The sequence below is a fragment of the Allorhodopirellula heiligendammensis genome (assembly GCF_007860105.1).
Classification (GTDB): domain Bacteria; phylum Planctomycetota; class Planctomycetia; order Pirellulales; family Pirellulaceae; genus Rhodopirellula; species Rhodopirellula heiligendammensis.
In genome coordinates this window covers 2,178,476-2,191,652 of sequence record NZ_SJPU01000002.1, presented here as the reverse complement: position 1 = coordinate 2,191,652, position 13,177 = coordinate 2,178,476, and the positions used below count along the sequence as shown (strand labels likewise).

Below are 13,177 nucleotides of genomic sequence, written 5' to 3'. Positions count from 1 at the left end.
GGACGGCGAGCTCCGCGTTTGCCTCGTTCTCAATCCAAATAATGAGAACGATGCGAGCTGCTGCGTGCAGATTTAGAACCGCAGTTCAGCACGGGCATTGAAGCCGTCGAACGTGATCGCCTGGCTCATGTCGGCGAAGTGATTGTTGTTGTCACGAACGCCATCAATCCAATCTGCGGTCGTGATGCTGTTGAACCAACTACTGACCGCGTATCCAGCTGAGATGCGGCAGTGCTGAGTAGCCTGCCATCCCGCACCGATTTCCACATCGAGAATGGTGACCAATCGTGCGGTGTTGAAATCGTTCGAGGAAACGTAGGCGTTATCTCGTGTGTTGAGATAGCTGGCGTCAAATTCACCGGCAAGAAAACTCGCGTTTGCTTTGCCGTAACCGTACAGTCCATGCCCGACGTGGTGCTCGGCATCCAGCCCCAAACGAAGACCAGCTCCGTCGAAGTCAATCTCCGATGATACGGCATCGAGATTCCCGACCGTCTGATACATCGCGTCGATCTCTTGTTCCATGTGCGCATAGCGTGCCCCAATGAGCATGTTGATGGCACTATAATCATTTCCATGCAACAAGAAGCGGTAATCGAGATCGAAGACATGAAAGTCCAATGCTGTTCGCCCTGATGCCGTTAGCGCGTTCGACGCGGCGTTGAGCGCGTCAGGGTGAATCAACAATTTACTCAGCGTCGAGCCAGCGATCTGGTCCGTGTTATCACTTATAAAGCCGGTGTACGTTGCAACGATACTGTGGCAACGATCGAACGCTTTGGTCAAGCCAACTCGATACCCGAAGTCAAATTCGCTGTCGAGCACGCCGGTGCTGCCCGCTGGAACCGTTCCATTGACCACCGCGGCATAGGCAGTGTCGCTGTTGCGAGCGCGAAGCAGCATCCCTTCACCAAAGACACCCGAGCGATGCACCCATGGGGGCACGCAGCACAGGGCAGTTGGAGCGGGGAAGCTGGCACTGGCGACATGTGATCCCGCCGTGCTCATTGGGCCTTGATGACCGACCAAGCTTAAGGGGGCCTCGAGATCAGGGTTCGGGAAAAACGAAAACTGAGGTGGTTTAACGTTCTTCATCGGACGGGCAACGTCCTTTGCCACCGCAACGTTCAAGTTGGTGGTGGGTGCGGAATCGATCGCCGGTGCATCCAAAGGCGACTTCGGCGTTTCAGTCGATGCATCGTCGGCTACCACGGGACCACAAAGCATCAAAAGCACGCCAGCAGCAAACCAGCGACGAAGGCACAGCAACATCGTTTCATCCTGAAAATGAGGTAGAGCGTTCATTCCATCATGGACCCTCAGTTTGTCTTTTCGTCACCCCCCAAGCCGCCACCGCAACAAAGATGTTGTCGTCCCAATAACCGAAATTATTAGTGCGACCGAACATTGTTTTCGCTATCGATCGAAATCCAGTTCGCACGCACTTTCGTTTGAACTTCGTCGCGTCTAGTCGTCTCGAAGGCAAGCCAGGGACGTGCTCTGTGACGACGTATCGGAGCATGATATGGGCGAATGAAGCAGCTAAAATCAACGGGAGGCGATCGCCCCAGCCGTAAATGTTACAATGCGGCTTTCAATCCCGTCCTTGCTCGCACGCTCAAATCGATGAACGTGCGGTAAGTCATCGTCAGTTCTACACGTCATCAACCAACTAATATGTTTGCCATCCGGATATCCGCATTCTCCGTCATAATCGTGACAACGCTATTTTCTCTTATTGGAAGCGTCAACTTTGGAGGTCAATCCAGTTTATATGCTGATTCTGTCGGTCGCCCGAACTTCGTGATCATCTTCACTGACGACCAGGGCTATGGAGATCTGGGCTGTTTCGGCTCGACAACAATCAAAACGCCGCATATTGACAAAATGGCAAGTGAGGGTCGGCGGTTCACAAGTTTTATGGTAGCGTCCCCGGTCTGCACACCGTCTCGGGCTGCGTTGATGACCGGATGTTACCCGAAGCGAGTCGGGATGCACCATCACGTTTTGTTTCCGCAATCCACCATTGGATTGAACCCAGACGAAGTCACCATTGCCGATCACCTGCGTGGATTGGGATACGCGACGGCTTGCTATGGCAAATGGCATCTCGGCCATCACCCCGAGACACTACCACGCCAAAACGGTTTTGATGAGTATTTTGGGATTCCCTACTCCAACGACATGAATCATCCGGACAACAAAGGAAAACCGAGGATTCCATCGGATCAATTGTGGACCGATCAATCCACAGCAATCAATCAGTGGAACGCACCTCTGATACTCAATGAGACAATTGTCGAGTTACCCGCTGATCAGCGTACGATCACTCGGAGGTATACCGACCATGCCGTTGATTTCATCAAAACTCACCAAGACGAACCGTTCTTTGTTTACCTAGCGCACTCAATGCCCCACATCCCGCTGTATGTCCCTGCGGACGCGTACGATCCCAATCCGGAAAACGCGTACACCTGCGTGATCGAACATATCGATGCCGAGGTGGGCCGCGTGATGACGACGATTAAAGAGTTGAATTTATCCGACAACACGTATGTCATTTTCACGTCCGACAACGGTCCGTGGTTGCAATTCAAAAACCACGGGGGATCTGCCGGACCACTCCGTGAGGGCAAGGGTACTACGTTCGAAGGTGGACAACGCGTGCCCTGCGTGATGTGGGGACCGGGCCGAATCCCTGCGGGTTCGCAATGCAATGAGCTAATGGGGACGATCGACATGCTGCCGACAATTGCAGCATTGACAAACTCCACACTCTCACCAGATCGAAAGATCGATGGGATGGACCTATCCGCTTTGGTCACCGGCGAGACGACTGAATCACCGCGACGAGAATTCATACACTATACCTCTCATGGCGATTTAGAAGGAATTCGGCAGGGGAAATGGAAGCTATTGGTTAAGCGGAGAAAGAAAGCAAATAACCACGCCTCTGGTGACAAAAAAGTGTCGCCCGAGACCCTCACCACAATCATGCTCTTCGATCTGGCCGCCGACGTCGGTGAGCAGCGGAATCTTGCCAAAGAACATCCCGAGATCGTTGAAAAGCTGCGAAAGCGTATGATAGAGCTTGATTCAGAGATCGAAGCGGGAGCCCGCCCCACCTGGAAAATGCCATCGAAACCTAACGCGGACAAAAAGGCTCCGAATTGATCTTTCGCTAGCTGCCGTTTTTTCTATGATCGCTATCACGCGTCACTCGCCCGAGTGCGCGCTGGATTGACTGGACAGTCGTTGCACTCAAGGACGAGCGATGCGGACAATACTATTTCTAGGGCTGGCTATCGGAGCCGCCTTCATGGCCAACTGGTTCACGATCGAACGCGATGGTGATCGCACTCGGATCGATATCAACAAGGACGAGATCCGTAACGACGCACAGCATGCGATCGAAAAGGGTCGTGAAATCCTCGATAAACGCGAGCATGGTCGCCAGGCCAACACACCTCCTGGGGATGGATACGCGCCAACGCAGCAGGGTTGGCCGCAGTCGGCTCCCGTCCAAAACACCGGTTATTCCGATCAAGGGCCTTACGGCAATGCGCCCGGCTACGGCTACCAGCCCGGGCCTGGCGAGCAAAACTATGGGACGCAAAATCAAGGGCCGCCGCCCGCCGGACAGCCCTATGGCAATCAATCCGCTCCCAGCGGATACCCACTCACCTATCCCGCATCAGCACGAACGCCACCACCATGGCGTCAGTAAGCATGCCAATCTCGCAAGTCCCAGCGAGAGGTAAGTTCAACGCAGACGCCCTCATTGAACAAGACGGGGCTCCAGATCTGTTGTCGAGTCTGCATGTTCAGGACGCGGCTGGCGAGATCGATTTCCGCGCGTGAGTTGTGCCGCGACGATGCACGATTCATTGCGAATCACAGCCAGGTAGAGCGTGAGCGTAGAATGGCATCGCGGGGGCCGGGAGAGCTGTGAGCTAGATCAAAACAGCCATAGCGGACCGCATGACATGGATGGTCAGTCGGCGCAGGCGAGCGAGATGACGACGCGAACCTTGTCTGGCAGCCGGCTGGGGACCATTGGCACCATTGGCGTACAGCTTATGCAGGGGTCACGGGCGAGCGGAATATCCCGCGTCGACTTGCACTTCAGCAGAGCTTGGAGCGACTGGCGTGAGCTTGAGCAGACAACGATGTGAGCCGAGTACCGTCAGGTACCGGGCGACATCGCCAGCCCGGCCGCTTATGCGTCTCACCTCTCTAACTTTACCCTAGTCGAGCTTGACGCCATTTCGCCCGGCCCTGGGACGCTCTACTGTCAGGGCAACTCACACACACAACTCTTTTTTGGACACCTGAGTTATCCCTACCAAGCCTCCGGCGCACGCTTCCGTCGGATGCGCCAGAACATTGTGGTAGCGGGCCTTAGTGTTTCTCTGAGTATTCTTGGCAATGGGGACAGCTCTTTTCGTTGCTCCAGGCGAGGCTTTGTTTGATGTCCTCCCACAGCGTCATGCTGGGGACGTAGATCCGGTCGCCAGGCATGAGTTGATAGTTAGTTGAAACATCACCGAGCTGCAGAATCTGCTGGTAGCAAATCGGTATGATCAAGGCTTCCTCACCTAGTTGCGGTCTTGTAAGAATGATCTTGTGGTCGTTAGCACGATCGGACAATCCTCCCGCCGCGATCACCGCATCGAGAACCGTTTCGTGCCCAATCAAGGGATAAGATCCCGGTGCATTGACCTCCCCCATCACATAGAACAATGTGCTATCTTGATTGACCAACCGCACCATTACTCCGTAGTCCACGGGTTCGGAATCTTCGATCGGGACGCCGAGCCCATTGCTACGATGTGCCGCCAGTGAAACACGCGACTGTAGTTTGGCGATCTCTTGGGTCGTCACGACTTGCTGAACTCGTCCCTGAATTTCTTCGGCAGACATGCCGGCGACTTGCAATCGTCCGTACGCCCCCAGTTCGATCGTGCCGTCTTGCTGGACGGTTTGGTCGGAAGATATGCGCACGGGTGAATTGAAATCGTTCGGTTCGATTACCAAAACGTCGCCCGCCTCCACGCGGTGAGCAGGCAGGCTTACCTTGGCGAGTTCTGTCGGCACTCCCGAGCCATGACCCGCCGCCTGTCTCTCCTCATGGGCATGTGATAGCAACCGATGTCCGCCAGCAGCTACCGGCAGTCCCATCGAAGCTGCGGTGCGGCAACCGGATTGAGTGGCAACCATGGCAGCGATCAAGCCACAGCTGCTCAAGCAAGCGATGAGCATTGCCAAGTCGCACATCCTCAACGATGCTGCAATCCGGTTATTGTCCGCCTGCCTATCACAGTGTTGCGATTTCTCTGCAGGCCGTGGTTCGTGAGTGCTCATTATGAATTCTCGGCTTAACGTAGTTGGCTGGTTGTTCGCAAATTAGCCACTTGCGTGGCGGCTGATCCGAAACTGTTACTTAAGAAAAATCGGACTGCGTCCTGAGTGAGTTGCTTCCCCGGTTGCAATCGCAGGGTGGGAGTTCCTGCGGTGCCTCCGACGTGCACCCGAACCACGCGATCCTTTAACAAGTCATTGGCTTTCGCGATCAGCGCGATGGGGGCTGGCGCCGCCAGCATCAGAGGTGAATCGAGCATGGAGATCAGCTGATCGGTGGGGCTGGTCGATTCTGTGCTGACGATCACATCAAGATCTAACTTGCCCTGCATGGTCGCCTGTCCAGAGACCAAGACTTGGATGTTGCTCTGGTGAACGGCAATCTCATCAACATGTACCAACCCGCCACCGATCCGGCCGTGGATGGTGGCCCCGTCTTGACCACGACCGGGCGTGGGAGGTGACAGGCTGACCATCTTGGGCAATTGATCGAGCACCGGAATTTCTAATGCTTGAATGTTCTTCATTTCGAAATCGTAGGTGCCCACCAATTGCTGGGGTGACCGTGCCTGCTTGGCTCGCAGGATCACCTCCCCGTCAACGATCCCCGACCCGGCCGAACCGTTCTGCATCAGCTTCGCTAGATCGACTCGTTCGACGCGGATGGTGCTATTCATATTGAGCGAGTGGGCGTAGCTACCCTGAGTAGCAATTCGAACATTGCCGCCGCCGAGCGAGGCGGTACCGGCGCGGCACTGCCAGCGAACCGTTTTGGAAGTGGGGGTAACCGTCCAATCGATAGGCAAACGTACTTGTCGCACACCGACCCCAGCAGCGACGGCGTTGTCCACCGTCACGTCAGCGCGTCCTGTGATGGCGTGACCTAACCGCCCCTGAATTTTTACTGACCCGCTGCCGGAAACATCAGCGCCAAACGGTGACGTCGCCCGCCGCAGATTGACACGGCTGGCGATAAAATCAAAGCGTCCTGCCGGTGCTCCAACGAAGTGCACAGCCGCCTTTCCCGACAGATTTCCGTCGGCAAAGCGGCCTTGAACGCTATTCAGTTCAACCTGTGTGGGATGCACCACCAGTCCGGCTGTGATGCGATCGGACAGTGGAGCGTGCTTCCAGCGGAGATCGTCGACACTGGCCGTCACCGTGGCGAGGTGCCGCCCATCGCGTGCGGCCTCATCCCGGAGGACCGCCGCTGAAACAGTTCCGCCAAGGAATCGCGTCTCGCGAGGTAGCTGCAATGCCACGGCCAGGGACGCCAGCGGCAGGTTGTCCACACGAAAATGGGAGGTGATGGGCACCTCCGCCAGTCGTGGATTGGGCTGAGCAAAAAACTCGGCCAGCGCCGTGAGCGAAGCCTGAGCATCGGCATGAAAGCGACCTCCGACGATTTCTCCGTCGCTGCCAGCACGGGCAACCCCCTGCTGCACCGAAACATGAGCTTGTGTCAATTCGACTGGAATTCTCTGCAGTGTCAGTCCGCCGCTCCGCATCCACGCGTCACCCGTTAAGTCACTCAAGCTCGCAATCGATGTGACACGGAAACCGCCCTCAAGTATGCCGGTGGACGGAACCCGTTGACGAGTCATCGACACCAACCGAGGCACTTGCACGTCTGTAAAGGTGCCGTCGATCTCGGTCTTTGTCCAATCCAGTTGAGCCACGCGTGCGTTGACGTCGAACCGTCCTCCCAGAAAATCATCTGACGAGGTGGATAGGACCAGACCGTCGAAATTTGCCAACCAACGCAGCCTCGCATCGCCAATCCGCGTACGAGCGAACACCGCTTGTTCCAAGTTGGCGTTCCCAAACGCATGCAACGTCCTTGTACCCGCCGTGAATTCCTGGCGGTACATTACTTGTCCATCAACGTTGACCCTTCCCGCGATTGGCAACGGCGATTTTGAGAACCGCGAAAGCACATCGCCGGCGTCTTCCAGCTTCCAGTCTGGAGCGTCGACTTCCGCACAAACGGAGATTGCGTCGCCCACTTCGCCCTCCGTTCGAATTGTGCACTCGTTGTCGCGCCATCGTACGACTATTGGACTGGCCGTCAGGAGACCTTTGGTCAACTCAGCGTCCAGTTGCATGTCGCCAATCTTCTCTCCAGCGAGCATGATTGATTGGGTCTCGGCAGCCGCAGAAGCGGTCCAGGCCCGGGGATTTGCGAGCTCCGTCAATAGGCACCCGACATCGATGTGGCATGACAATCGGCCTTGCGGCTCGATATCGCTCAGGCCCAGTCGTCTGATCAGGTCTGGCGACGGTTCAAAATGCCCCTCCGCACTTGCATCCATGCGGCCATGATCACCCAACGATGCCTGCGCCTGCACCGTGACGCCGGCGATCATTTTTCCGCTGGCGTCCTGCAGGGAAAGACCAGAGGATTCCACTGCGGCAATTCCTTCACTCAGGGTCGCGGATATTTCGCTATCGGGTACGTGCATGTCGAAGCCTGCGAAGTTCCGCAGCCGCGCATGCGTCTCTGCGTGATAGCTGGTCGGATCCGTCAATTGCTCCAGAGGCAATTCAATGCTTCCACTCGCTAGTATTTCACCGGCGATCTCCGGCAACTCATACCGCGTCGCCAGTTGACTCAGTTGTAGCCCAGTGGTGGAGAACAATCCCGTGACGACGCCGCGGAGTGGACGCTCCTTGCCGGGGCAGAACGTGCCCTGTGTGCTCGCTCGAGCGGTGACCACTGGCAGCGCGATGGAGTCGAGCTGAAATTCGTTTAATTCCGTGTCCGCGTCACCTTGAAAATCGAGTTTGCCATCGTCCCATGTCGCACGCACGGATGCTTGACCAGATGCAATCACAGCTAATTCATGCAGTTCAGGAACATGCTGCGTCAATTGATGAAGATTACAGTGACGAAGTGTTGTCGTCATCTCGCCCGTGATCGCGAATTGATTCAAATCTGCTGAAGCATTTACCTGCATATCGCCACCAAGCAGAGCGGCATGGGTTGTGACCCGCGCGACACCCGCAGCCTGTTTGATCTCCACATCGAGCCGTGGGCATAACATGCCAAAACGTCGCGATTGCATGTCGCGTGCGGAAAGCAGGCACTCCACAGTATGATGCCGCAGGTCGGTGTCACCCGGCGGGTGCGTACCCTGAAATGAGATTGTCACGGACGCTGTGGAAGGGTGGTCGGCGACTACCTGGGGTACCAAGGGCAAACTCGCTAATTGCTCTGTATCGAGTTCGATACCTAGCACATTTAGTTTCGTGGTGCCCGCAAATGTTCTCGCATCGAGTTGGCATTGAAAATCGATGCTTCCCGAGAGGACCTCAGGCACCTGTGCTCGGGCAACAATCGCGTCTGAAAACTCAGCCTGCAAATTGATGTCTTTCACTCGCAGCTCTTCACGCCCAGTCTGATGCACAATCGCCGCAGCATGATTGACCACGAGATACTGCAGCGGAATCGTCAGCGGTGAATTCGTGCTCGCCTGCCCCGAGCGCTCAGGAAAAACCGACAATAAATTGCCGTGCTGGTCAAACCGCAGATGCATTTCCGGTTGATCGACTGTCACCCGCTCCAACCAAACGCCGTCGGAGAAACCTCGCTTTAGGGACGGGATGACGGCGACCCGGGCGACGTGAAACTGAACTTGATCGGGAAACGCCGGTTCAAAAACCGTTATTCCGTCGACGGTGATCTGTGACCACCCAATCTCAAGTTTCGCTATCTCGACGCGAGTATCAAGAAAGATTGACCCTACCGTCATTCCCGCCCAACGAGCAACGGGATTGCGAGCGAGCAGGCACAGTCCCACCAGCACCCCGCACCCACAAACCATCCGCAGCCACAGGCGTGAGCTACGCAATGAACTTCGGAACGATGAATGCCGCTGGGCTCTCCAACCTGAATGGCTTGGTGAGCATCGCTTTCGACTCCGCGAGGCGAGCGAACGTCCCAATCCTAGAACTCGGGCGAGCCACGTACGAGGATTCCACATTGCGACGCGATTCATGCCTGGGGCCGTGTCGCATTCGTCTGAGAGGTCGCAGTGTTCATATGCATTCCAGAACGTGGCTAAAGGATCCCGTCATCCAACAGAGCGTTTCATCTCTCCACTCACTGTTAGGTAATTCCAGGTAGCCGGGTCAAGCCGATCCCATATCTCAACCGACAACATTCCGCACTGAGAGCGCGCTGCCGGTGAGATTCTCAGTTTTTGACTGCGGATAGAAGCAGCCGAGATCGAAAATAGGTTCTTGGCGCCGTCAGCTCCTATCGCTGCCGCAAACCCTCGGGAATTTCCCTTCTACGCCATCGGCTCAGGCGACTGGGCCCGTGAGAGGACATCGTGCAGCTTTACGATCGCGGACGCTTTAGGGCATATCACGGAACTGCCGATCGACGCCTCGAATCGACAGGCGGAGTACGCTTTTGCTTGCTGCTCGTAGTGCTGCACCCATTGAGTGCGGGCGGGCAGTCGTTCTGCGGATACGGGCCATATCCCTGGGCGGGGACGCAGATGAGCGGTGATACCCATCCGCCATGGTTTCGGCGAGACTCGCGCGCGGAAACAATTCTGATTGAAGCACATTCGCCGATAAGTGGGGTCGGCACCGATGGCTTGGAAGAAGTCACGGACCTCGTCGCTACGAGGATCAAATGTCGCGTGCGTGACGAGAACGCGCCAGCCCATCGGCGTCTCATAGAGCCGCAGACTCCAATCTTGGGATCGGTTCGCGAATCGCTCAATTCGTTGGCGGGCCTTGGCTTTGGGCGAACGAGCCAGACGGTCGACAAGCCAGTGCCAGACGCTGCCAAATATCGTGACAAAGAAGAGAGCACCGAGCAAGAACAGCCAGATCGAACGGGCATCGGCAAACAATCGGGCCAGCACAAAATACGCTGCGGCATACAAGAACAGCGTATAAAAATAAACAGCACAACTGCTTGAGGGCGGTGCATCGACGTCTGCGAACAGGACGTCGGGCGTATTCAGGCACAGCGCCCCATAACTGTTGCGAGTAACGACAGCGTCCTCATGGCGCGAGATGATCTCTTCTCGAATCGGCAGTCCATCGGCACCGTTGTAGGCTACCTTGGGTTCGCGGAGCAGGGTCTGCTCACCGGCTTCGATGCGTTTGATCGCTTCGTTGACTCGGTCCTCGGCATGTTGCTGGGCTGCCGGTTCACTGTCGTCAGACCAACCATACCGGCGGATCGTCAGGCGACGATCATCTTGATCGATTTGGCGTTTCGCCTCCGCCCAGTACCGCGGGACAATCATTCCAGCGCGGCAGCGGCGAGGTCGTAACCCTGGGAAGCAACAATTTCGCAGGGGCGGAGTTGCCCCACTGCGACCGGCGATTCCTCGCTAACTTGCGAAACATACACTAGGCCATCGACATCAGGGGCTTCACTTCGAGTGCGGCCAATGAACACACCTTCCTGTTCCGGCAGCGCCGCATCAATCAGCACGTCTTCAACACCTCCGACGCGGTTACCGTTGAAGCGGAAGGCGATTTGCTGCTGGAGTCCCATCAATTCGTCACGGCGACGATTGGCGGTTTCGGGATCCACGCGGTTGGGCAGTTTCGCTGCGGGGGTGTCTTCTTCGACCGAGTAAGTGAACACGCCTAGATTTTCGAACTGGGACTCATCAACGAAATCGAGCAGTTCCTTGAAATCGTCTTCGGTCTCACCGGGAAAACCGGTGATCATGGTGGTACGCATGACAAGTGAATCGATCCGTTGCCGCATCCGCTGGACAATCTCCGTCTGCAGTTTCCGGGTGGTCTTGCGTGACATCCGTCGCAACATCGCGTCGCTGGCGTGCTGGAGCGGCATGTCGATATAGGGCACGATCCGCTGTGCCGACGCGATCGTGTCGATGAGCGCATCGTCGATGTACATGGGATAGAAGTACATCAACCGAATCCAGTCGATCGACTCGACTTGATCAAGTTGCTGCAGCAATTCATTCAACCGAGGTTTCCCATAGCGGTCCATGCCGTAATAAGTTGTGTCTTGGGCGACGACAACGAGCTCCCTCACGCCACTGCGACCGAGCCGTTCGGCTTCCTCAATGATCTGCTCGATCGGTTTGCTGAAGTGTTTCCCTCGCATCTTAGGAATGGCACAGAACGTACAGAGTCGATCACACCCTTCGCTGATTTTCAGATAGGCGAAGTGCCGGGGCGTGACAGCTGAGCGTACACCGTCACTGAGCGGGTTGACTGCAGCCGGTTTGAATACAGTGCGTTGTTCTTCGAGCCCCGAGTACAAATCGTCGACGACACTGACGATGTCATTGCGTCCAAAGACACCGACGAGAGCGTCAATTTCGGGACGATCGGCGAGCAGTTTGCCTTGTTGGCGTTCGGCCAAGCAACCGGTGACGACGACATTCCGTAATTTCCCCTCACGTTTGAGTGCCAGCATTTCGTCGATGGCGTCCATGGACTCCGCTCGGGCCGAATCGATGAACGCGCACGTGTTGACGACCACAAAATCGGCGCCCTCGACCGAATCGACCATGCGATACCCGTCCGCGTCGAGACGACCGAGCATTTGCTCAGTGTCGACGAGGTTTTTGGGGCAGCCGAGTGAAACGACGGCATATTGCCCGCGGTGCCGGGAGGTTGCCGATGCTCCGAGCGCGGCAGCATCCGGGTCGGCCGACTCCCGTGGTGGAGGGACAGCGACATTGATTTCGGACTTCTGGTAGATCGGGAGCTGCATCAAACGGCGGTTGGTTAGCTGAGTGCGGACGGCGGGAGGGGACGTCGAACGTGTATTTAACCAGAAAAAACGGGATTGACAATTTGAAATTCCCAATTCGTGGGCATCCGTTTGTTTCCGGGCACCTTTCGAATCGCCATGAAGTTTGCGACAATTTGGGCTCCAGCTCGGCTCGCAGAACTGTGTTATTCGCTCACACCACATCGACTTACAGGTACACCAATGCGTTGGAAAGGCAGACGGCAGAGTGAAAATGTAGAGGACCGTCGGACCATGGGCGGTCCCGCCGCCGCGGGCGGAATTGGCGTCATTTTGGTGGCGATCGTGATCGGATTGCTCGGCGGCAACCCTGTCGCATTCCTCCAACAGGCCCAGCAAGTACAGGTCGCGCAGGGCCCCGACGGCGAGACGAAGGAATTAACGCCTCAACAACTCGAAGAGGGAGCGTTTGCCAAGACCATTTTCGCCGACACCGAAGATGTGTGGACAGAACTGTTCCAAGAAAATGGCGGGAGCTACCGCAAGCCAACCTTGGTCCTGTTTACCGATCAGGTCCGCAGCGGATGTGGAATCGCCAGCAGTGGCACCGGCCCGTTCTACTGCCCTGCCGACGAAAAGGTGTACCTGGATACATCATTTTTCGGTCAACTCGCCCGGCAACTCGGCGCCCCAGGCGATTTCGCTCAAGCCTACGTGGTCGCTCACGAAGTCGGCCATCACGTCCAAAAATTGCTGGGTGTCACCGACGAAGTGGACCGTATTCGCCAGCAGGTTCCCGAAGTGGAATATCTGAAATATTCCGTGAAACTGGAACTACAGGCTGATTTTTACGCGGGCGTGATGCTGCACCACGACAACAACATGCACCAAATTATTGAGGACGGTGATATCGAAGAAGCGTTGACGGCTGCCCAAGCCATCGGCGACGATACACTGCAGAAACGCAGCTCAGGACATGTGCAACCAGAAACCTTCAGTCACGGGACCAGTGAACAACGAGTTTACTGGTTTACCAAAGGGCTCAAGACCGGTGACATGAGCCAAGGCGACACCTTCGACGCGAAGTCGCTGTAGTAAACATCTCTCCTCCAT

The 13,177-nt window shown here is 56.2% G+C and carries 9 protein-coding genes; 3 read left to right on the top strand and 6 right to left on the bottom strand.

From position 1 onward, the window contains the following. Nucleotides 1-72: 72 nt before the first annotated feature. A complete protein-coding gene (locus Poly21_RS18390) occupies nucleotides 73-1,305 on the bottom strand; it encodes an Lpg1974 family pore-forming outer membrane protein (protein WP_146408321.1) in 1,233 nt (410 codons plus the stop codon). Between the two features lie 411 nt (nucleotides 1,306-1,716). Between Poly21_RS18390 and Poly21_RS18385 the strand changes: the two genes are divergently transcribed. Next, on the top strand, nucleotides 1,717-3,174 hold the full coding sequence (locus Poly21_RS18385; RefSeq protein ID WP_302119520.1) for a sulfatase family protein: 1,458 nt from the start codon (nucleotides 1,717-1,719) through the stop codon (nucleotides 3,172-3,174). 100 nt (nucleotides 3,175-3,274) lie between these two features. Then, complete coding sequence (locus Poly21_RS18380) at nucleotides 3,275-3,727, top strand: hypothetical protein (RefSeq protein WP_302119519.1); 453 nt, start codon at nucleotides 3,275-3,277, stop codon at nucleotides 3,725-3,727. Here Poly21_RS18380 and Poly21_RS27680 read toward each other — a convergent pair. The 5 genes from Poly21_RS27680 to rimO all read right to left on the bottom strand — a co-directional run bounded on the left by Poly21_RS27680 (nucleotide 3,721) and on the right by rimO (nucleotide 12,085). Then, the gene (locus Poly21_RS27680; protein ID WP_302119518.1) at nucleotides 3,721-3,888 is read right to left on the bottom strand and encodes a hypothetical protein; all 168 of its coding nucleotides are present in this window, start codon (nucleotides 3,886-3,888) and stop codon (nucleotides 3,721-3,723) included. The genes Poly21_RS18380 and Poly21_RS27680 overlap by 7 nt on opposite strands. 513 nt (nucleotides 3,889-4,401) lie before the next feature. Further along, nucleotides 4,402-5,364 carry a polysaccharide biosynthesis/export family protein gene (locus tag Poly21_RS18375; RefSeq protein WP_146408318.1) on the bottom strand — a complete coding sequence of 321 codons (963 nt, stop codon included), beginning with the start codon at nucleotides 5,362-5,364 and terminating at the stop codon, nucleotides 4,402-4,404. Nucleotides 5,365-5,378: 14 nt separating this feature from the next. Next, entirely contained in the window at nucleotides 5,379-9,212 is a 3,834-nt protein-coding gene (locus tag Poly21_RS18370) for an AsmA-like C-terminal region-containing protein (RefSeq protein ID WP_302119517.1), read from the bottom strand. A gap of 441 nt (nucleotides 9,213-9,653) precedes the next feature. Next, nucleotides 9,654-10,631, bottom strand: a complete 978-nt coding sequence (locus tag Poly21_RS18365; RefSeq protein ID WP_146408316.1) for a hypothetical protein — start codon at nucleotides 10,629-10,631, stop codon at nucleotides 9,654-9,656. Further along, nucleotides 10,628-12,085, bottom strand: a complete 1,458-nt coding sequence (gene rimO / locus Poly21_RS18360; RefSeq protein ID WP_146408315.1) for a 30S ribosomal protein S12 methylthiotransferase RimO — start codon at nucleotides 12,083-12,085, stop codon at nucleotides 10,628-10,630. The genes Poly21_RS18365 and rimO overlap by 4 nt, the downstream gene beginning before the upstream one ends. Nucleotides 12,086-12,307: 222 nt before the next feature. Between rimO and ypfJ the strand changes: the two genes are divergently transcribed. Then, nucleotides 12,308-13,159: a KPN_02809 family neutral zinc metallopeptidase gene (gene ypfJ, locus Poly21_RS18355; RefSeq protein WP_146408821.1), complete on the top strand. Its 852-nt coding sequence runs from the start codon at nucleotides 12,308-12,310 to the stop codon at nucleotides 13,157-13,159. The last annotated feature ends 18 nt before the right edge of the window (nucleotides 13,160-13,177 follow it).